This is a genomic window from Rhodococcus sp. MH15, from assembly GCF_019266045.1.
Taxonomy (GTDB): domain Bacteria; phylum Actinomycetota; class Actinomycetes; order Mycobacteriales; family Mycobacteriaceae; genus Rhodococcus_F; species Rhodococcus_F qingshengii.
Genome location: NZ_LPNP01000058.1, coordinates 236984 through 257086 on the forward strand (window position 1 = coordinate 236984; position 20103 = coordinate 257086).

18 protein-coding genes are annotated in these 20103 nt (G+C 62.4%); 7 read left to right on the forward strand and 11 right to left on the reverse strand.

The window, feature by feature from the left end:
- Window positions 1-57 precede the first annotated feature (57 nt).
- Together ATN37_RS05215 and ATN37_RS05220 are read right to left on the reverse strand one after the other, a co-directional pair.
- Entirely contained in the window at window positions 58-681 is a 624-nt protein-coding gene (locus ATN37_RS05215) for a TetR/AcrR family transcriptional regulator (RefSeq protein WP_218694864.1), read from the reverse strand.
- Between the two features lie 57 nt (window positions 682-738).
- Window positions 739-933 carry a DUF1918 domain-containing protein gene (locus tag ATN37_RS05220; protein WP_003941743.1) on the reverse strand — a complete coding sequence of 65 codons (195 nt, stop codon included), beginning with the start codon at window positions 931-933 and terminating at the stop codon, window positions 739-741.
- A gap of 179 nt (window positions 934-1112) precedes the next feature.
- Here ATN37_RS05220 and ATN37_RS05225 point away from each other — a divergent pair, with 179 nt between their 5' ends.
- Genes ATN37_RS05225 through ATN37_RS32385 form a run of 3 tightly spaced genes read left to right on the forward strand, consistent with a single transcriptional unit; the run spans window position 1113 to window position 3902 of the window.
- On the forward strand, window positions 1113-3125 hold the full coding sequence (locus ATN37_RS05225) for an MFS transporter (protein ID WP_218694866.1): 2013 nt from the start codon (window positions 1113-1115) through the stop codon (window positions 3123-3125).
- Window positions 3126-3183: 58 nt separating this feature from the next.
- Complete coding sequence (locus ATN37_RS05230; RefSeq protein ID WP_003941800.1) at window positions 3184-3774, forward strand: TetR/AcrR family transcriptional regulator; 591 nt, start codon at window positions 3184-3186, stop codon at window positions 3772-3774.
- A complete protein-coding gene (locus tag ATN37_RS32385; protein WP_256933145.1) occupies window positions 3771-3902 on the forward strand; it encodes a hypothetical protein in 132 nt (43 codons plus the stop codon). The genes ATN37_RS05230 and ATN37_RS32385 overlap by 4 nt, the downstream gene beginning before the upstream one ends.
- Window positions 3903-3923: 21 nt before the next feature.
- Here the strand turns inward: ATN37_RS32385 and ATN37_RS05235 are convergent, their stop codons facing one another.
- From ATN37_RS05235 to ATN37_RS05250, 4 genes are all read right to left on the reverse strand, one after another.
- Window positions 3924-4337 carry an arsenate reductase ArsC gene (locus ATN37_RS05235; RefSeq protein WP_054781566.1) on the reverse strand — a complete coding sequence of 138 codons (414 nt, stop codon included), beginning with the start codon at window positions 4335-4337 and terminating at the stop codon, window positions 3924-3926.
- Window positions 4334-5437, reverse strand: coding sequence for an ACR3 family arsenite efflux transporter (gene arsB, locus ATN37_RS05240; protein ID WP_003941673.1), 1104 nt, complete (start codon window positions 5435-5437; stop codon window positions 4334-4336). Before arsB ends, ATN37_RS05235 begins: the two co-directional genes overlap by 4 nt.
- Window positions 5434-5820, reverse strand: a complete 387-nt coding sequence (locus ATN37_RS05245) for a helix-turn-helix transcriptional regulator (protein WP_099697657.1) — start codon at window positions 5818-5820, stop codon at window positions 5434-5436. Before ATN37_RS05245 ends, arsB begins: the two co-directional genes overlap by 4 nt.
- Window positions 5821-5884: 64 nt before the next feature.
- The gene (locus ATN37_RS05250; RefSeq protein WP_218694868.1) at window positions 5885-6769 is read right to left on the reverse strand and encodes a metalloregulator ArsR/SmtB family transcription factor; all 885 of its coding nucleotides are present in this window, start codon (window positions 6767-6769) and stop codon (window positions 5885-5887) included.
- Between the two features lie 95 nt (window positions 6770-6864).
- On the opposite strand from ATN37_RS05250, the gene ATN37_RS05255 reads away from it, so the two are divergent.
- Together ATN37_RS05255 and treZ are read left to right on the forward strand one after the other, a co-directional pair.
- Window positions 6865-8226, forward strand: a complete 1362-nt coding sequence (locus ATN37_RS05255) for an NAD(P)-binding domain-containing protein (RefSeq protein ID WP_218694870.1) — start codon at window positions 6865-6867, stop codon at window positions 8224-8226.
- Between the two features lie 69 nt (window positions 8227-8295).
- A complete protein-coding gene (gene treZ, locus ATN37_RS05260) occupies window positions 8296-10017 on the forward strand; it encodes a malto-oligosyltrehalose trehalohydrolase (RefSeq protein ID WP_218694872.1) in 1722 nt (573 codons plus the stop codon).
- Window positions 10018-10038: 21 nt separating this feature from the next.
- Here treZ and ATN37_RS05265 read toward each other — a convergent pair whose 3' ends face one another.
- Window positions 10039-11580, reverse strand: coding sequence for an MFS transporter (locus ATN37_RS05265; protein WP_218694874.1), 1542 nt, complete (start codon window positions 11578-11580; stop codon window positions 10039-10041).
- Between the two features lie 128 nt (window positions 11581-11708).
- On the opposite strand from ATN37_RS05265, the gene ATN37_RS05270 reads away from it, so the two are divergent.
- Complete coding sequence (locus ATN37_RS05270) at window positions 11709-12230, forward strand: TetR/AcrR family transcriptional regulator (protein WP_007733148.1); 522 nt, start codon at window positions 11709-11711, stop codon at window positions 12228-12230.
- Between the two features lie 14 nt (window positions 12231-12244).
- Here the strand turns inward: ATN37_RS05270 and ilvA are convergent, their stop codons facing one another.
- The 3 genes from ilvA to ATN37_RS05285 form a co-directional block, all read right to left on the reverse strand.
- Entirely contained in the window at window positions 12245-13600 is a 1356-nt protein-coding gene (ilvA, locus tag ATN37_RS05275) for a threonine ammonia-lyase IlvA (protein ID WP_007733150.1), read from the reverse strand.
- Window positions 13601-13678: 78 nt separating this feature from the next.
- The gene (locus tag ATN37_RS05280; protein ID WP_218694876.1) at window positions 13679-15454 is read right to left on the reverse strand and encodes a pyruvate dehydrogenase; all 1776 of its coding nucleotides are present in this window, start codon (window positions 15452-15454) and stop codon (window positions 13679-13681) included.
- A 97-nt stretch (window positions 15455-15551) separates the two neighbouring features.
- On the reverse strand, window positions 15552-15986 hold the full coding sequence (locus ATN37_RS05285; protein WP_003941666.1) for a nitroreductase family deazaflavin-dependent oxidoreductase: 435 nt from the start codon (window positions 15984-15986) through the stop codon (window positions 15552-15554).
- A gap of 186 nt (window positions 15987-16172) precedes the next feature.
- On the opposite strand from ATN37_RS05285, the gene ATN37_RS05290 reads away from it, so the two are divergent.
- Window positions 16173-16406, forward strand: a complete 234-nt coding sequence (locus tag ATN37_RS05290) for a hypothetical protein (RefSeq protein ID WP_003941759.1) — start codon at window positions 16173-16175, stop codon at window positions 16404-16406.
- A 92-nt stretch (window positions 16407-16498) separates the two neighbouring features.
- On the opposite strand, the gene dnaE is transcribed toward ATN37_RS05290, so the two are convergent.
- The gene (gene dnaE / locus ATN37_RS05295) at window positions 16499-20035 is read right to left on the reverse strand and encodes a DNA polymerase III subunit alpha (RefSeq protein WP_003941755.1); all 3537 of its coding nucleotides are present in this window, start codon (window positions 20033-20035) and stop codon (window positions 16499-16501) included.
- Window positions 20036-20103 lie beyond the last annotated feature (68 nt).

Genomic DNA, 20103 nt, shown 5'->3' on the forward strand with positions numbered 1-20103 from the left:
GCTGGCGATTCCTCCCGAGAATAAAAAACCCTCGCCATGCTAACGAAAACAGACCAATTAGTACATTAGATTCTGGCGAATGTTGAACTCGAGCCATCCTCGGTACGCATCGACGTCCCATCCACTGACCCGACGCAATTGCTGATGAAGCTGCGGCGAGACGAAAGCGGCAAGTATGCCCGCGGCTTTCTCGAGCGAAATCTCAGGCCTCAACAAGCCATGCTCGGAGAGACCCTCGGCTATCGACATCGCATTGACGGCCGACTGATCCGACGACTCCTCGGATAGTCGACGCATGTCGGCATCCGCACCCGAGGATTCGACCGCGACCATCATCAGAGCGCCGGCACGTTCGAGCAGTCCGATGCCCTGAGCCACGATCTGGGAGACGATCCGGCGAACGTCATCGGGGTCCGAGGCCAGGTTCGGCGCGCCGAGTGGAACCTCTTCGGCATCGAGCGCCGCAGCGAGGGCCGCTTCGAAGATCTCGAGTTTCCCGCCAGGGAAGGCTGTGAACACCGTCCGATCGGCGACGCCGGCCGTGGCGGCAATCTGCTTGACGGTGGCACTGACATACCCGTCTCGAATAAACAAGGCCGTCGCCGCATCACGAATGAGTTCACGCGTTCGCTGCGCGGAAGCTTCACGCACGCGGGAGTGGTACTGGCGTCTGCCCTCCATTGCGCACACTTTAGCCGCATTCGATGCAACGACCATGCATGGAAAGAATCGTGCAGCTCAGGAGCCTTTTCCGGGGTGATCTATCCAGCCGTCGCTACCGGGAAACACCAACGCCTCGTGGCCGTTGTCGTACCTGACCAGATAGGGAGGACCGCCGTCCTCGCCGTGCACCTCGAGAACCTCGGCAGTTACCTCCGCCTGCCCCACAACGCGCCCCTGGACGTGGAGACGGTCACCCACTTCGGCATGCATCACTCCTCCTCGCTGCCCGCTCGCGCAGGCGCAGACCAACCACTGACGTTGTTCCCGCCATGCCGACTCGGAAACCCTGGGGCGAGTTGCCGTCGTGAGAAATCGCATATTCACCGAAGGTGACAGTGACGGGTGAACAGTGGTTCACTCATGGGTGAATTCCCGTTCACCATCGCCGCGTGAAGGACCGTCTCTTGGCATTGCACTCGTCTCCGACCACTCGCCGTTCAAGTCGGCTCATTACCGCAATTCTCTGTCTTTCCGGCACCGTGGTCGCGCTGCAACAAACGATGGTCATTCCGTTGTTGCCCGATTTCCCGAAGATCCTCGGCGTCAGCGCTGACGACGCCTCCTGGCTCGTCACCGTCACGCTCCTCACGAGTGCCGTCGCCACTGCGATCGTCTCCCGCCTGGCAGACATGTTCGGAAAACGACGCATGATGCTGATCTCGATGACGATGATCGTGGTCGGATCACTGGTGGCGGCGATCGGCGGCAACTTTGTCGCCCTGCTGATCGGACGTGGTCTCCAGGGCTTCGCGATCTCGATGATCCCCGTCGGAATCAGCATCATGCGCGACGAACTGCCCAAGGAGAAGGTGGCGTCGGCAACAGCGTTGATGAGTGCCACTCTCGGAATCGGCAGCGCACTCGGGCTCCCGCTGTCCGGGTTGATCTTCGAGCATCTGGGCTGGCCCGCCATCTTCTGGCTCTCGGCGATCGTGGGCGTCCTGCTGATCATCGCGGTAGCCGTCGTCGTCCCGGAATCAAGTGTTCGTACCCGCGGCAAATTCGACTTCCTGGGCGCGGTCATGCTCTCGACAGCACTCACGGCGATCCTCCTCGCCATCTCCAAGGGCGCCCGTTGGGGATGGACGAGCGAACTGACATTGCTGATGTTCGTCATCGGAATCGTGACTCTCGCATTGTGGTTCCCTTACGAACTTCGCGTCACCCAGCCGATGGTCGATCTACGAACGTCGGCCAAGCGGCCTGTTCTGCTGACCAACGTCGCCTCGATCCTCGTCGGCTTCTCGATGTACGCGAACAACCTCTCCACCACCCAACAACTTCAGATGCCGAAGATCTCCGGCTACGGCTTCGAACTGGGCGTGATGGCGGCCGGACTGTGCATGATTCCGGCAGGCCTCGCGATGGTCTTCTTCGCGCCCGTCTCCGCGAACATCACGAAGCGATTCGGAGCCAAGATCACCCTGATCGTCGGCGGCACGGTGCTCGCGCTCGCCTACATCGCGCGAGTGTTCCTGACCGGTTCGATAGCACTGATCATCATCAGCGCGGCGGTGGTCAGCATCGGAACCGCAATCGCCTACTCCGCGATGCCGATGCTGATCATGCGATCGGTTCCGATTACCGAAACCGCGTCGGCAAACGGCCTCAATTCGCTGCTCCGCTCAGTCGGTACTTCCACGTCCAGCGCGGTGGTTGCCGCCATGCTCACTTCGATGGTCATCCCGTCCGGGCCGGGCGAGGGCCTTCCGTCGATCGACGCCTTCAAGAACATCTTCTGGCTGGCCGCCCTCGCCGCCGTGGCTGCTGCCGCTGCCGCTGCGTTCATTCCTCGCCGCGGCGCAAAACCGGAAGCGGCACTTCGCCCGGTGACCCCGGAAGGGTTCGAGCTTCCCGACGCCGCCGTGTCCGAAACGGAAATTGTGGTTGCCGGTCATGTGGTCCGGGCCGACAGCCGACCGATCCGGCAGGCCGTTGTCACCGTGATGGACATGGAGGGGCGACCGATCGACTGGAGTCGCGCCGACAACGAGGGCAACTTCTCCCTCGCCCTACCCCGGCCCGGCCGGTACCTGGTGGTCACGAGCGCCGACGGTTGGTCCCCGAGATCACAGGTAATCAGCTTCGACAGCGCGCAATCGACGCACACCGTCGAACTCGGTGACCGCCTCACCATCTCCGGCAAGGTCGGAGTCGGCGGCCGAACAACCTCGGGAACCGTCGTCACGCTCACGAAACCGACCGGCGAATTCGTCGCATCCACGGTCACCGACGGAACCGGGCACTACGGAATCGCACTTCCCACATCCGGCCGGTACATCCTGACCGCGCTGACCGAGAGCGGACACGGCACATTGGCTCGTCAGATAGCGGTCATCGCGCAGTCCACCGTCGTCGATTTCGACGTACCCGTCGATGCCGAGCCGTTGACGACAGTATGAACGCCAGTACAAGCAACCGAACGCATGGCGATCGGGTATCGAGGCGGAGGCGAGCGACATGAGCAGCGGCGAAGCCAGCATCCTCACAGCAGCGAAAGCCTTGTTCGCGGAACGAGGTTACGCATCGACGACCATCAAGGACATCGCGGTCGCAGCCGGCTACTCCCCTGCCCTGGTCATGAAGATCTACGGCAGCAAAGCTCGGCTGTACTCGGCTGCGATCCCGTCCGCACCTCCGATGGACGAGGATCCGAATGCCGACGCCACCGGAGACATCGGCTGTCAACTGGTCGAGAAACTTGTCGCTCGTAGAGAATCCGACGAAACCGATCCGTGGGCAATGCTCGCAGTACACGTTCACGAGGCGCCAGATCCGGCCGCCGCTCGGGCCGAGATCAAGCAACGATACGTTCACGGGATCGCGCGCCGCATCGGCGACACGGAGCCCGGTTTGGTACGCAGCCAGATCGTCGTCTCACTGCTGCTCGGACTGGCCACCGGCATGCGGACGCTCGAACTCCTCGGTGAGGATTCACTGTCGTCGGAGGATCTGATCCGGCGCTACGGAAGGCTGATTCAAATAGCCGTCGACGAAATCGAACCGGTATCCGAGCACGAATCGTTCATCAGTGACACGGTGGAGGAATGACTGCTTACCGATACCTCGACGCCGACCGGAATCTCCTCGAAGAGAAAGATTTCGAAACCGAGCAGGACGCACAGGAATACCGACTCTCCGTCCTCGGTGCCGAACACATCGAGCCCGCGGGCGAATGATCCTGTCGAGTCCCCGATCGGTCAGGAAGACTTCGCGGCAGTGGTGAGTTCGTCGATCAGAGCTTGAACGCGCCGCTCGATTTCGTCACGGATCGGGCGAACTGCTTCAAGGCCCTGTCCGGCCGGGTCGTCGAGAACCCAGTCTCGGTAACTCTTGCCGGGGAAGATCGGGCACGTGTCGCCGCAGCCCATGGTGATGACGACATCCGAATCCTGGACGGCGTCGACAGTGAGGATCTTCGGAGACTGCGCTGAGATGTCGATACCGCGCTCTGCCATCGCCTCGACCGCTGCCGAATTGACGGTCTCGGCGGGTGCGGATCCGGCGGAACGGACCTCGATGGCGTCGCCTGCGAGATGGCTCAGGAATCCCGCGGCCATCTGAGATCGACCGGCATTGTGGACGCAGACGAACAACACCGATGGTTTGCTCATGACCTCGCTCTTTCTCGACTGGATGAAACCTCTTCGACTGCAAAGCGTTTGCGTAGAGCAAGGGAGACATAGACCAGCCCGACGAGCACCGGTACCTCGATCAGCGGGCCGACGACACCGGCAAGAGCTTGCCCCGAGGTGGCGCCGTAGGTGGCGATTGCTACCGCGATCGCGAGTTCGAAGTTGTTGCCCGCGGCGGTGAACGCCAGGGTCGTGGTGCGTTCATAGCCCAATCCGATTGCGGCGCCGAGGATGTAGCCTCCGCCCCACATGAGCGCGAAGTACGCGAGCAGGGGCAGCGCGATCCGGACGACATCCCAAGGCTGGGAGGTGATCTGTTCGCCCTGCATCGAGAAGAGCACGACGATGGTGAACAGCAGACCGTAGAGCGCCCAGGGGCTGATCTTGGGGATGAACTTGTTGTCGTACCAGTCGCGGCCTTTGGCGCGTTCGCCGAAGAAGCGGGACAGAAAACCTGCCAGCAGCGGGATACCGAGGAAGATCAGGACCGATTTCGCAATCTGCCAGGGCGAGGTGTCGATGGTGGTCTGTTCGAGGCCGAGCCACCCGGGCAGGACCGAGAGGTAGAACCAACCGAGCACGGCGAACATGATCACCTGGAACACCGAATTGATGGCGACCAGCACCGCGGCGGCTTCGCGGTCTCCGCAGGCCAGGTCGTTCCAGATGATCACCATCGCGATGCAGCGAGCGAGACCGACGATGATCAAACCGGTTCGGTATTCCGGCAGGTCAGGCAGAAACAGCCAGGCGAGGGCGAACATCAGCGCCGGGCCGAGAACCCAGTTCAGGAACAGGGAGCCGGCGAGGAGTTTCTTGTCCCCGGTGACTGTGTCGAGGCGGTCGTAGCGGACCTTCGCCAGGACCGGGTACATCATGATCAGCAGACCGAGGGCGATCGGTAGCGAGATGCCGTCGATCTGCACCTTGTCCAGGGCAGTGTTCACACCGGGGATCCAGCGTCCAACCAGCAGGCCGACGACCATGGCCACGCCGATCCAGACCGCCAGATAGCGGTCGAGGGTGGAGAGTTTTCCGACGACTTCGGGGTGTTCGGTGGTGGCAGCGGTGTTGCTCATGCGGTGACCTCAGCGCAAGTGTCCGCGGCACTCACGCTCGCACCTTCTACCAGCAGAACGGCGGAAAGCTGTTGCAGCGCAGCCGGAATAACCCAGTAGTACACCCAGGTCCCGCGTCGTTCACAATCGAGCAGCCCTGCCTGGCGCAACACCTTCAGGTGATGCGAGATAGTCGGCTGAGACAAGTCGAACGAGTCGGAGATGTCGCAGACGCAGGCTTCACCACCCTCGTGACTTGCCACCAAGCTGAGCAAGCGGAGACGAACCGGATCGCCGAGGGCCTTGAACATCCGAGACAAGTCGCCGGCCCAATCCTCGGTCAACGGTTCACGAACGAGCGGGGTGCAGCAAGCCTCGGAGTCCGGCAGCTCTTGATTCGACATTCTTCGATATTGACAGATATCGAATCAACGCGCAATCGGGCATCCGGTCAGCCGGATCCCGGACTCATCCCTCGGCGATCGCCGTTCGACGCTCGAGCAGAACAGTGTCGCGCCACACGCCGTCGAGTTCGGCGATCTTCTCGCGAAGGCCGACCGTTCGAAACCCGGCCGAATGATGGAGCGAGATGGAGGCACGGTTCTCCGGGAACATCGACGTCTGCAGAGTCCAGAGTCCGTCGGCGTCGGCGGCCATGACTTGCTTGCGCAACAACGCCTTTCCGACGCCACGACCACGCATGCCGTCCGCAACGTACACGGAGTTCTCGGCAACCCCGCGGTAGCAGTCACGCTCGGAAACCGGACTCAACGCAGCCCATCCGACAACAACACCCCCGATAGTCGCCACCCATCGATGCTGCGGCAGCCACCGTTCGTGGAGATGCTCACGCGAGGGGACCTCAGCGGCAAAGGTGGCATTTCGGGTGTCGATACCCTCGCCGTAAATACGGCGAACCGCATCCCAGTCGTCGTCGATCATGGCCCGGACAGAGACATCGTCGGGCAGATCACTCGGGCAGCACGGACGCGGAGCAAGGACTCCCATCACCACATCCGCCGCCTGCGGCAAGGCAACGCAACACGTCGGACTCATCGCGACGACCGTGCTCGTCCCTTCCTTACGCATGGTCACAAAACCCACATCGGCGAGCTTGCGCAGGTGGTGCGACACCGTCGGTTGCCCGATCCCCAACGCCTCGGCGAGCGCTCCGACGGTAATACCACCGACCGCGCTCGCAACCCGGTGAAGCAATCGGACGCGCATCGACTCGGCAAGGCAGGCGAACCACTGCGCGTAGGTATCGGCATCGCCCTGCGCGAGGACGGAAGAACGGATCTGATCCGAGTCCGAATCGCCGACTCGCACCGTCGGAGTCTGCAGCGAAGTCATCTCTCCACTATATCGACAGCTGTCGATGGTTGCCTACATTGATGATCGTCGATACAGTCCCCGTAGATCGATAATCGTCGATGAAAGGCACGAAAATGAACCCCCTACCCGTTGTCGTGATCGGGGCCGGCCCGATCGGCCTGGCAGCCGCAGCAGAACTGCGCGAGCGCGGACTCACACCCCTTGTATTCGAGCGCGGAACCACAGCCGGTGCTGCGATCTCCGAGTGGAATCACGTTCGACTGTTCTCCCGGTGGTCCGAACTCGTCGCCCCCGCCGCGCGGCGACTCCTCGACCAGAATGGATGGAGCTCACCCGACGGGCAGACCTATCCGTCCGGCCGGCAATGGCGCGAGCTCTACCTCGAACCACTCGCCTCGGCCCTCGCCGACCTGGTCCAGTTCGACACCGAGGTGATCGGCGTAGCTCGACGCGGACGTGACCTGGTCGTCGACGCCGGACGCGACAGCGAACCCCTCTCGATTCACCTGCGGCGCCGTGACGGAACCGAGGATCGGATGTTCGCCCAGGCCGTTGTGGATGCGTCCGGCACCTGGGGCACCCCCAACCCGCTCGGTGGTGAAGGTCTTCCTGCACTCGGCGAAGGCGCTGTGGGTACTGCGATCCGGTACCGGGTTCCTGATCTCGACGATCCCGCTGTGCGGGCACAGTTCGCCGGAAAACACACGGTCATCGCAGGTAGTGGCCACTCCGCGCTGACGGCGATCGTTGCGCTGTCAGGGTTGGCGGAGCAGGCTCCGAGCACCCGCATCACCTGGGCGGTCCGCCGAGGAAACATCGGCTCTGCATTCGGAGGCGGCGACGCTGACGAACTGCCCGCGCGCGGCGCCCTGGGATTGCGCGCAAAGAAGGCCGTCGAGGATGGCCTGTTGAGAGTCGTCACCGGCTTCCGCACCGCAGAGGTGACAACTACCCCTTCGGGACAACTCATACTTGCCTCCGATGCGGGTGATCGCATCGAGAACGTGGACAACGTCATAGCGCTGACCGGCTTCCGCCCCGATCTGTCCTGGCTCTCGGAAATTCGACTCGGCCTCGACCCGGTCTTACAAGCACCGGTCGAGCTTGCTCCGCTGATCGATCCGAACGTCCACTCGTGCGGCACCGTTTACCCGCATGGCGCGAAGGAGCTTCGCCATCCGGAGCCGGGGGTGTACTTGGCAGGAATGAAAAGCTACGGCCGAGCACCCACCTTCCTGGCGATGACCGGCTACGAGCAGGTTCGCAGCATCGCAGCCGAGCTCGCCGGCGATCACGAAGCAGCGGCCCGCGTCGAGTTGATCCTTCCGGAGACCGGAGTCTGCGGCGGCGCAGGTATTTTCGACGAACCTGACACAGCAGAAACCGACACAGGGAAAGCCGAGGGCGGATGCTGCAGCGGCCCCGCTCCGAAACTGATCACGCTGTCTGCACCGTCCGGCAACACCTGCGGATAGAAACAGTCCTTGACGACGGAACCAGCCCGCCGGGCTGCCACATCCGGCCGAACAAGGCATGCTGATCGTGTGCATACATTCGAAGTCTGGGCGCCAACACCGGAATCGGTCCGGGTCGAAGTCGACGGCATCACGCACGAGATGGACCGGACCGACGACGGGTGGTGGCGCGCCGAGGTCGACTGCGACAACCGCGCTCGCTACGGCTTTGTCGTCGACGGTGAAACACTCCCGGATCCGCGTTCACCACGCCAGCCCGAAGGCGTGCATCTCCGCTCCCAACTGCACCAACTCGACGAGGCGTCCTGGACCGACTCTCAGTGGACCGGACGACAACTCCCAGGATCATCGGTCTACGAACTGCACATCGGAACGTTCACCCCCGAAGGAACATTCGACGCCGCGATCGAACGTCTCGATCACCTGGTAGACCTCGGCGTCGGCTTCGTGGAAATCATGCCGGTCAACGGCTTCAACGGAACTCACAACTGGGGCTACGACGGTGTGCTCTGGTACACGGTCCACGAGATCTACGGTGGCCCGGACGGATTGCAACGCTTGGTGAATGCGGCCCACGAACGCGGACTCGGCGTGATTCTTGACGTGGTCTACAACCACCTGGGCCCGTCGGGCAACTACCTCGAAAAGTTCGGCCCCTACATTGCCGATGGAGCGAACACCTGGGGCCGAACGATCAACATCGGAGGCCCGCAGTCGGGCGAGGTTCGCGAGTACATCATCGGCAATGCCCTGCGATGGATGCGTGATTTCCACATCGACGGTCTACGCCTCGACGCCGTCCACGCGTTGGTCGATCACACCGGAACGCACATCCTCGAGGAACTCGCCGTCCGAACGGAAACACTGTCGGCTCATCTCGGTCGACCGCTCACGTTGATCGCCGAAAGCGATCTCAACGACGCCACTCTGATCACGCCACGAGCGGCCGGCGGGTTCGGCTTGGACGCGCAGTGGGACGACGACATCCACCACACCATTCACACGGCCGTGTCCGGCGAACGCCAGGGTTATTACGCCGACTTCGGATCCTTGGAATCCCTTGCAAATACATTGCGGCGCGGTTTCTTCCACGCCGGAACGTATTCCTCGTTCCGTGGACGGGTTCACGGCCGGCCGATCGACATCACGCATCAGCCCGCCAGCGCCCTGCTCGCATACACGTGCACCCACGATCAGATCGGCAACCGCGCGATCGGGGACCGCCCGAGCGCCTATCTGACGCCAGGACAATTGGCGATCAAGGCGGCGCTGGTCCTGCTATCGCCGTACACGCCGATGCTGTTCATGGGCGAGGAATGGGGAGCGACCACTCCGTTCCAGTTCTTCACCTCGCATCCGGAACCGGAACTCGGCGAGGCCACTGCCAAAGGCCGCAAAGCGGAGTTCGCGGCGCACGGCTGGAACAGTGACGACATTCCGGATCCGCAAGACCCACAGACATTTCTGCGATCGAAACTGGACTGGGACGAGCGAGACGAAGAGACACGCGCTCGCGTCCTGGCGTGCTATCGCGATCTACTTGCCCTGCGCAGGAAGCGAATCGAGATCACCGACCCTTGGCTGGGGCACCTGCACGTCGACTATGATGAGGACGACCAGTGGATCACCTTGCGCCGCGGCGCATTACAGATCGTGTGCAATCTGGGAACGGACACGGCCTCGGTCCCGGCCGGTGGAACCCCCATCCTCTGGTGGGATCCGCCGACACAGGACGAGACCGCGTCCGCAACAGTGGTGCCGGGGCACTCGTTCGTCGTACTCGAAAGCTGACTAACTCTCGAGATTCCGGTATTAACGCTTCGCGTTCTCTGGTGTACTCCGCAGCATTCGCAACACCAATGCGGCACTGACGAACAGAACCAAAGCTGTTGCACCGGCAGCAACGTGCATACCGTCGACAAAAGCCGACTTCGCGGAATCGGCAAGCACGGAACCGAGTTCACCAGGTAGGTACGTTGCTTCCTGCAGGGCACCGCCGAGCGTGCCCTGTGCAGCGTGCGCCTGATCTGCTTCGAGCATCGAGGTGTCGATTCCCTTGCGGAAGATCGCCATCACCACGCTGCCCAGGATCGCCACGCCGAGCGCGATGCCGAGTTCGTACGCGGTCTCCGACACAGCGGACGCAGCGCCGGCGCGTTCGGGTTCCACCGAACTGACCACGAGATCCGATGTCAACGTCAACGCGACACCGACACCAGCACCGGCCAGACCGAAGCCGAGCACGAACATCAACGGGCCGCTGTCGACGCCGAGCGCGAGCAGCATCGCAGCACCGATACCGGCAACCGCGAGGCCCGCGCTGAGCACGTGAGACACCGACCACCGGCGAATCAACCAGGCTGCCGCAACCGCAGTGAATGCGCTGAGCAACATACCCGGGAGCATCAGCAGGCCGGCGTCGAGCGCCGAGTTACCGAGCACCAACTGCAGGTACTGCGAGCCGAAGAACAGGACACCTGCCAGCGCGAAGATCGAGAGCAGGTTGGTGATGACGGCGGTGGAGAACGACGCGTTGGCAAACAGCTTCAGATCCAACATCGGATCCTTCAGCATCCGCTGACGACGCACGAACACGTAACCCGCCGCGAGACCAACGAGGCCGATCACCAGCAACGTGATGCTGACGCCGTGCACCACGGATTCCTTGACCGCGTACACCAGCGGCAACATGGTCGCCATCGACAGACCAGCGCTGATGAGGTCGAATCGACCCGGATTGGGGTCCTTCGACTCCGGGATCAGGATCGGGCCGAGTACAACCAGCGCGATCATGACCGGAATGTTGATCAAGAAGACCGAACCCCACCAGAAGTGCTCGAGCAACCAACCACCGACCAAAGGGCCTGCCGCGGTACCGCCACCGGCCATCGCGCCCCAGACACCGATCGCCTCGGTGCGCTGACGCGGGTTGACGAAGATCGTGCGGATCAGACCGAGGGTGGCCGGCATCAGCGTTGCACCGGAAATACCCTGCAGCACGCGGGCGGCAATGAGCATCTCGGGACTGACAGCGAGAGCGGCGATGATCGAGGCGAGACCGAAGCCGACTGCGCCGATCAGGAGCAGTTTTCGCCTACCGATCCGGTCGCCGAGCGTACCCATGGTGATGAGCAGACCGGCGAGCACGAACGAATAGACGTCGATGATCCACAGCAACTGCGTGCTGCTCGGTTCGAGGTCGGCGCTGATGAACGGAAGCGCAAGATCGAGCACCGTGCCGTCGACTGCGATGAGCAACACAGCAAAGGCAAGGACTATCAAGCCCGCCCAGTCACGCTTTGTCGCCCGAACCTCGTCGGGATTGATTGCAGACGTATCTGCCGACACTGACATTGCTCCCCTGCGACTTTCTCTGAGTTCTTTCGAAAAGACTTCACTGCACCGTCCAGCCGGTACAGTAGGTCTACGGTAACAGTGAACCGTCCGAGCGGTAAAGTTATTTCCGGGTAGGGTCACATCACATGGCTGCCGACACTCGCGATCGAATTCTCGACGCACTGGAGAAGCTGCTGCTGGTCAGCGGCGTCGCCCAAGTCACGCTCGAAGGCGTTGCCGCCGAAGCCGGGGTTTCCAAGGGCGGACTTCTCTATCACTTCCCCAGCAAGGAAGCACTGCTCGCGGCGATGGTCCGCAGACTCGGAGAACGCTCGGATCAGCAACTCGAAGACGCCGTAGCAGGCGGTACGACGGTCACCGAGTTCTATCTGCAGATCCCCGATGCGAACGAAAGCGAAGAACTCTCACTCTTCCGGTCGATCATCGCGGCACTGAGAACAGTCGACGGACAACACGACGAAATCCAGAAGGCCGTCACACATGTGATGCGGAGCTGGGACAAGGGCCTTCAGACCGAGATCGCCGACCCTGTGCAGGCCGAGATCATCCGACTCGTCGGCGACGGCCTGTATCTGGCGGCCATGCTCGGACTCCCCCAGCCGGATCCCGAACTGCATCGACAGGTAGTCGAGCGACTGCGGCCCTGACCGGGGGGCGTCCCTTACGTCAGATAGCGGTACGCCGGGCTTCCCGGCTCGAGCCTCTCGGACTGCATCGGCGCGCGCTCCATCCGCTCGAGTAACGCCGCCAACCCGTCGGCGGAACCGAGTTCGATACCCACCAACGCGGCACCCGTCTCGCGATTGTTTCGCTTGACGTACTCGAACAGCGCGATGTCGTCGTCCGGCCCGAGCACGTCCGAGAGGAAGCGACGGAGCGCTCCCGGTTCCTGCGGAAAGTCGACCAGGAAGTAGTGCTTGAGCCCGAGGTGAACGAGCGAACGCTCGAGGATTTCGCCGTAACGAGAGACGTCGTTGTTGCCACCGGAGATCAGGCACACGACGGTCGAACCCGGCTCGAACGTCAAATTCTGAAGTGCCGCAACGGAAAGCGCTCCCGCGGGTTCGGCGATGATGCCCTCGCTCTGATACAGCTCGAGCATCGCCGTGCAGATAGCGCCCTCGTCGATCTGATTGACGACAAACGATCCCGAACCGGACCGTGTCTGAAGTTGACGAGCCACGAGCGGCAACGACGCGTGCGACACCACGGCGGCACCCAGACGTGAGACGACCTCGTAGGGAACATCGCCGATCCTCTTGACCGCTGCGCCGTCGACAAATGGATCGACGTCGGGAAGAGTCACCGGGCCCCCGGCAACAAGAGCGGCCGTCATTGACGCCGCACCGGACGGCTCGATCCCGACGATCGACGTCTTGGGCGACCGTTCGTGCAGGTAGGTGGCGATGCCCGCAATGCAACCGCCGCCGCCGACCGGCACGACGATCGTGTCGAGAGGGGCGTCCAATTGCGTGAGAATCTCCGCTGCGATGGTTCCTTGCCCCGCAGCGGTGCGCACGTCGTCGAACGGGGGAACCATGGTTGCGCCGGTTTCGGCTACGTCCTCGGCGGCCGCAGCAGCTGCGGCGTCATAGGTCTCACCGATCATGAACAGTTCGACAAACGCTCCACCGTGCGCGCGGATGCGATCACGCTTCTGCTTGGGGGTATTGGCCGGAACGTAGATCCGACCCTTGATCTGCATCGTTCGGCACGCGAAAGCAACACCCTGCGCATGGTTACCGGCACTGGCAGTCACTACGCCGGCACCGCGTTCGGCCTCGTTGAGCTGAGCGATCAGGTTGTACGCGCCACGAATCTTGTACGAACGAACGCCCTGGAGGTCCTCACGCTTGAGATACACGTGTGCCCCGGTCAACGCCGAAAGACGATCGCTGTACTGCAGGGGCGTCGCCGCAATGACGTGCTGAATTCGCTCGATGGCCGCGTCGATCTCCTGCGCGTCGAGCGCGGGGACGGTGGACTTCGTTACTACGACATCGGGCGAGTTAGACACCCCGCCATTTTCGCACGTCGGAGATCAACCTTCCCACCACCCCGCCCCGCATGGTCTGCGAGGCAGGGTGGCGGTAGGTCAGCCGCGCGGATCCAACTGTGAGGGACGTGGCACGTTCCGCAGATTCGACTTGGCCATCTGTACTGCCTCGCCGACGCCGCCGTTCATCACCATCTTCGACATCGCCAAAGCGAAGCCCTTCATCTGACCACCGGTGATGGTGGGCGGCAACGACAATGCCAGCGGATCGGTCACCAGATCAACCAAGGCCGGACCGTCGTGATCGAGCGCGGCGCGTAGGCCCGCTTCGATATCCGCGGGATTCTCGATTCGGCGCGAAAAGATACCGAGCGCAGCAGCAACCGCCGCGTAGTCGACCGCGGGCACGTCGACCCCGAAATCCGGAAGGCCGTCGACCAGCATCTCGAGCTTGACCATTCCGAGCGTCGAGTTGTTGAACACCACGATCTTGACCGGCAACTTGTACATCGCGACGGTGACCAACTCACCGAGCAGCATCGACAATCCACCGTCGCCCGACACCGAGATGACCTGACGCCCCGGACTCGACCATGCAGCACCCATCGCGTGTGGGAGCGCATTGGACATCGATCCGTGCAGCGCCGAGGAGATGAAGCGTCTCGATCCGTTCGGATTGAGATAGCGCGCCGTCCACACGTTGCACATCCCGGTGTCGGCGGTGAAGATTGCGTCGTCGGCTGCCAGATCGTCCAAGATCGAGGCCGCATACTCGGGGTGAATCGGCGTGCGCTGCTTGACCGGATCCGTGTATGCACCAACCACTTTGGTCATCAGAGTGTTGTGCTTGGCGAGCGTGTCCTCCAGGAACCCGCGGTCGGTCTTTCGATCGAGCTGCGGAATCAGTGCGCTCAAGGTGCTCGCGACGTCGCCGTGCACAGCCAGGTCCAGGCTGGTTCGACGCCCCAACCGCTCGGCCGCGATGTCGATCTGAGCGGTACGAACGTCGTCGGGCAAGAACTGATCGTAGGGAAAGTCCGTACCGATCAGGAGCAGGAGATCGGCGCCGTGGATACCGTCGTGCGCCGCACCGTAACCGAGCAATCCGGTCATCCCGACGTCGTATGGATTGTCGTACTGGATCCATTCCTTGCCACGCAGTGAATGCCCGATGGGAGCGACGACGGTTTCGGCCAACGCCAGAACCTCCGCGCGCGCATCTCGCACGCCCGCGCCGGCGAAGATCGCAACCTTACGCGAGCGGTTGATCACATCTGCCAACGCCTTGACGTCACCGGCATCCGGAACGACTGTCGGCCTTCGGGTTTCGACGAGCGTCGGCGGGGTGCCTTCTGCCGGACAATCGGCGATGTCCCCGGGAAGCACGATCACCGAGACGCCGTTTCGAGCCACCGAATGCTGAATCGCCGACTGCACCACGCGTGGTGATTGGACTGCCGTGCTGACGAGTTCGGTGTAACTCGAACATTCGATGAAGATCCGCTCGGGATGCGTTTCCTGAAAGTAGCCCATTCCGATCTGGGCGCTGGGGATGTGTGAGGCGATCGCGAGGACCGGCGCGCCCGAACGATGAGCGTCGTACAGGCCGTTGATCAGGTGAAGGTTTCCGGGACCGCAGGATCCGGCACACACTGCGAGTTTTCCGGTGATCTGGGCATCCGCTGCGGCCGCAAAGGCGGCTGCTTCCTCATGCCGGACGTGTATCCAATCGATTCCGCCCTTCTCGGAACCACCGGTGCGACGAACCGCATCGACGATGGGATTGAGACTGTCACCGACAATGCCGTAGATCCGACTGACACCCGCGTCAACGAGCTGCTGAACCAATTGATCTGCAACGGTTTTCGGACTCATCAGACCTCCATGACACACTCCCGGGAGTCGGGATCGCCGACCCCCGGGAGTGACGATTTACTTGTGATTGATGCAGCGCTTCTTGTGAAATGCGGGGTTACTTGGGTTCGAGCACGAACACCGGAATCTCACGATCGGTCTTCGTCTGATAATCGGCGTAGTCGGGGTACGCAGCGACAGCGCGCTCCCACCAGACCGCCTTCTCGTCGCCGGTGACTTCCCGAGCAACCAGGTCGAAGACCTGCGTCGCGTCACGCAGCGTGACGTGCGGGTCGGCTTTGACGTTGTAGTACCAGACCGGATTCTTCGGGGCGCCACCGAGCGAAGCCACAACGGCATACGAACCGTCGTGCTCGACCCGCATCAGCGGCGTCTTCCTGACCTTTCCGGACTTTGCCCCGATGGTCGTGAGAACGACGACGGGCATGCCGTTCATGTCGTTTCCCTCGGTGCCACCGGAGTTCTCGATGCGTGCGACCTGATCGGCGGCCCACGACGCTGGACTGGGTTCGTACTCACCTGTGATTGGCATGTATACCAGTGAACACCCACTCGAGCACCTTGGCCACCGAACCACGCCGACCAGGCCTGTCGCCCGCGCACTCCCCTGGTTGATCGATTAAGTGAGCTGCCGATCAATAAAGTTCGCTTGCCCGAACTCTCATCTCTGGCTACTCTGAAACCACAGCTTCGAACAGCCGTATCAGAAGGGGACGAGATGACCACCGCAGATATCTCCACTCGCGAATCACGCCCCTCCCCCGACTATTGCGTCGATCTGGCCGGAACTCGGTGGCCGCTGTACAAGATCGAAGCTCTCGTGGTCGGGTTCGTGCTGTTCGTCGTCGCCGGTGCCGTCACGCAGTCGATGCAGGTGGCCGTACTGACTGCCGCAACGGCCGCTGTAGTCACGTGGTGGGTACGGCGCGTGCACTACTCACGCACCACCTGATCACCGCACTCCCCCGAACTCCCGCGAACCACGAAGGGACCTTGCTGCATCAGCAGCAAGGTCCCTTCGTTCGGTTCAGGTCCGCTCGGCGGTCAGACCGTCAGGCAACTCGGTCCGAGCAATGCCTTCAGGTCGCCCATCAGTGCCGAGGACGGTTCGACCCGAAGGACGTCGTCGACCTTCCACAAGCTGATTTCGGTTCCGCCGATCAGTCGGACATGGACATCGGACGTCCCCGGATGCCTGGTCAACACCTGCTTGAGAGCACTGAGCTTGTCCTTGGTGCATTGCCGAAGCGGCAGCGAGACCGACAGCGGACGCGCAACCCCGATCGCCGAAATATCAGGTACCGCAAGGTCGTTGCCGATCAGTGACATCCGATCGTCTCGGATCGAAACGCGAGCCTTGACCAACACGATGGCATCCTCGGCGATGTCCATTCCGTACACGGCGTACGCCTGCGGGAAGAACAGCACCTCGATTCCACCCACGAGATCTTCGAGCTGCACGATGCACCAGGTCAGACCGTTCTTGTTGACCCGGCGGTCCACCGAGGCGATGATGCCGCCGAGAGTTACCTGGGCACCGTCCTGGACGCCGCCTTCCAAAATCGCGGCGATGGACGTGTCGGACTGCTGGCGAAGAATGTGCTCGACGCCGTTGAGCGGGTGACCGGAGACATACAGCCCCAGCATCTCTCGTTCGAGCGCCAGGCGATGCTTGGAATCCCACTCTTCGTCAGGAATCTTGACGTCGAACACCGAGGTGATCGACTCGTCCGCCTCGGCACCGCCGAAGAGGTCGAACTGTCCGATCGCCTCCGCCTTCTTGGTGCTCATCACGGAATCGATGGCGTCGGCATGGACCAACATCAGGCCCTTGCGCGGATGACCCAACGAGTCGAAAGCACCGGCCTTGATGAGCGATTCGGTGACCTTCTTGTTGCAAGCCATCGCGTCGATCTTGCCGAGATAGTCGGAGAAATCTGTGAACTTCGACTTCTCGGTGCGCGCCTTGATGATCGAGGCGACGACGTTGGCGCCGACGTTGCGCACCGACCCCATACCGAAACGGATGTCGTCGCCGACGGTCGCGAAGTCGACGCGTGACTCGTTGACGTCCGGCGGGAGAACGGTGATGCCCAACTTGCGGCAGTCGGCGAGGTAGATCGCGGACTTGTCCTTGTCGTCACCGACGGAGGTCAGCAGACCCGCCATGTACTCGGCCGGGTAGTTCGCCTTGAGGTACGCAGTCCAGTACGACACGAGTCCGTAGCCGGCGGAGTGCGACTTGTTGAACGCGTAGCCGGCGAAGGGAAGGACCGTGTCCCACAGCGCCTTGATGGCGGCTTCGCTGAAGTTGTTGTCCAACATGCCCTGCCGGAAGCCGGCGTAGGCCTTTTCCAGCTCGGACAGCTTCTTCTTACCCATGGCGCGACGCAGCAAGTCGGCCTGACCCAGGGTGTACCCGGCCACCTTCTGCGCCAGTTGCATGATCTGCTCCTGGTAGATGATCAGGCCGTAGGTCTCGGAGAGGATCTCCGCGAGCGGCTCCTCCAGTTCGGGGTGAATCGGCTTGACGTCTTCCAAGGCGTTCTTGCGCTTGGCGTACGAGATGTGGGCGTCCACACCCATCGGTCCCGGTCGATACAGCGCCAAGGCGGCGACGATATCGCCGAATCCGGTGGGCTGCATCAATTTCAGCAACTCGCGCATACCGCCGCCGTCGAGCTGGAACACACCGAGAGTGTCACCGCGGGCGAGCAGTTCGTATGTTGCCGCATCGTCCATCGGCAAAGTGTCGAGGTCGAGGTCGATGCCGCGGTTGGCTTTGATGTTCTCGAGCGTGTCGCCGATGACCGTGAGGTTTCGCAGACCGAGGAAGTCCATCTTGAGCAGGCCGATGGCTTCACACGAGGGGTAGTCCCACCCGGTGATGATGGCGCCGTCCTGGGCGCGCTTCCAGACCGGGATTGCGTCGGTGAGCGGTTCGGACGACATGATGACCGCGCAGGCGTGCACACCGGCGTTACGGATCAGCCCTTCCAGACCCACCGCGGTCTTGTAGATCTTCGCGACGTCCGGGCTGGAGTCGATGAGTGCTCGAACCTCGACGGCCTCCTTGTACCGCTCGTGCTTCGGATCGGTGATACCGGAGACAGAGATGTCCTTGGCCATGATGGGCGGCGGGAGTGCCTTGGTGATCTGATCGGCGATGGCGAAGCCCGGCTTGCCGAACTGGACGCGAGCCGAGTCCTTGATGGCAGCCTTGGTCTTGATGGTGCCGAAGGTGATGACCTGGGCGACCTTGTCGTTGCCCCACTTGTCCGTCGCGTAGCGAACCATCTCGCCGCGACGGCGATCATCGAAGTCGATATCGATATCGGGCATGGACACACGCTCGGGGTTGAGGAATCGCTCGAACAGCAACCCGTACGGGATGGGGTCGATGTTGGTGATACCCATCGCGTAGGCCACCAACGAACCGGCAGCCGATCCACGGCCGGGCCCGACACGGATCCCGACGTCCTTGGCGTGGTTGATCAGGTCGCCGACCACGAGGAAGTAGGCCGGGAAGCCCATTTCGTTGATGACGCCGATCTCGTAGTCGGCGCGGGCGAGGTACTCCTGCGGCGGTCCGCTCGGGAAGCGGCGATCGAGTCCGCGCATCACCTCGGCGCGCAGGAAGGTCTGCTGCGTGTGTCCCTCCGGGACCGGGAAGATCGGCATGCGGTCGTGGAATGCCCAGACGTCCTCGTACGACTGCACACGCTCGCCGATGGCAACGGTGTTGTCGCATGCCCCCGGTACCTCGTTGTCCCAGATGGCGCGCATCTCGGCAGCGGACTTGAGGTAGTAGCCGTCGCCGTCGAACTTGAAGCGAGTGGGGTCGGAGAGCGTCTTGCCGGTCTGAATGCAGAGCAGCGCCTCGTGATTCTCGGCGGCGTCCTTGGTGACGTAATGGCAGTCGTTGGTGGCAAGTGGCGGAATACCGAGTTGCTTGCCGATGTCGAGCAGACCCTCTCGCACACGGCGCTCGATCGAGAGACCGTGATCCATCAGTTCGAGGAAGAAGTTGTCCGGCCCCCAGATCTCCTGCCACTTCGCGGCAGCTTCGAGAGCCTCGCGATCGTGGCCGAGACGAAGGCGCGTCTGGATCTCACCGGACGGGCAACCCGTGGTCGCGATGATGCCCTCGGCGTGCGCGGCGATGAGCTCCTCGTCCATCCGTGGCCATTTACCGAGCTGGCCCTCGATGGACGCGAGCGACGACAGCTTGAAGAGGTTGCGGAGTCCGGTCGCGTTCTCGGCCACCATCGTCATGTGGGTGTACGCACCGCTACCGGAGACGTCGTCGGACTTCTGGCTGCGATCGCCCCACAGAACTCGCTTGGTGTTGAAGCGAGACTCGGGTGCGATGTAGGCCTCGATGCCGATGATCGGCTTGATGCCGGCGCTCTTTGCCTCGTTGTAGAACTGGCTGGCGCCGTACATGTTTCCGTGGTCGGTCATGCCGACTGCGGTCATTTCGAGACGAGCGGCCTCCTCGAACATGGCGCCGACCTTGGCCGCACCGTCGAGCATCGAGTACTCGGTGTGATTGTGAAGATGTACGAACGAGTCAGCCACGTGCGCCTCTCTGAAGGTCTGGGAGCGAGATCGAGTGTATGCCGCGCTGCCGACACGACCGGCGACCG

Excerpts from the sequence above, each read along its gene's own strand:
- ATN37_RS05215 (WP_218694864.1), bottom strand. The coding sequence starts at position 681 with ATGGAGGGCAGACGCCAGTACCACTCCCGCGTGCGTGAAGCTTCCGCG.
- ATN37_RS05220 (WP_003941743.1), bottom strand. The coding sequence starts at position 933 with ATGCATGCCGAAGTGGGTGACCGTCTCCACGTCCAGGGGCGCGTTGTG.
- ATN37_RS05230 (WP_003941800.1), top strand. The coding sequence starts at position 3,184 with ATGAGCAGCGGCGAAGCCAGCATCCTCACAGCAGCGAAAGCCTTGTTC.
- ATN37_RS32385 (WP_256933145.1), top strand. The coding sequence starts at position 3,771 with ATGACTGCTTACCGATACCTCGACGCCGACCGGAATCTCCTCGAAGAG.
- ATN37_RS05235 (WP_054781566.1), bottom strand. The coding sequence starts at position 4,337 with ATGAGCAAACCATCGGTGTTGTTCGTCTGCGTCCACAATGCCGGTCGA.
- arsB (WP_003941673.1), bottom strand. The coding sequence starts at position 5,437 with ATGAGCAACACCGCTGCCACCACCGAACACCCCGAAGTCGTCGGAAAA.
- ATN37_RS05245 (WP_099697657.1), bottom strand. The coding sequence starts at position 5,820 with ATGTCGAATCAAGAGCTGCCGGACTCCGAGGCTTGCTGCACCCCGCTC.
- ATN37_RS05250 (WP_218694868.1), bottom strand. The coding sequence starts at position 6,769 with ATGACTTCGCTGCAGACTCCGACGGTGCGAGTCGGCGATTCGGACTCG.
- ATN37_RS05255 (WP_218694870.1), top strand. The coding sequence starts at position 6,865 with ATGAACCCCCTACCCGTTGTCGTGATCGGGGCCGGCCCGATCGGCCTG.
- ATN37_RS05265 (WP_218694874.1), bottom strand. The coding sequence starts at position 11,580 with ATGTCAGTGTCGGCAGATACGTCTGCAATCAATCCCGACGAGGTTCGG.
- ATN37_RS05270 (WP_007733148.1), top strand. The coding sequence starts at position 11,709 with ATGGCTGCCGACACTCGCGATCGAATTCTCGACGCACTGGAGAAGCTG.
- ATN37_RS05280 (WP_218694876.1), bottom strand. The coding sequence starts at position 15,454 with ATGAGTCCGAAAACCGTTGCAGATCAATTGGTTCAGCAGCTCGTTGAC.
- ATN37_RS05285 (WP_003941666.1), bottom strand. The coding sequence starts at position 15,986 with ATGCCAATCACAGGTGAGTACGAACCCAGTCCAGCGTCGTGGGCCGCC.
- ATN37_RS05290 (WP_003941759.1), top strand. The coding sequence starts at position 16,173 with ATGACCACCGCAGATATCTCCACTCGCGAATCACGCCCCTCCCCCGAC.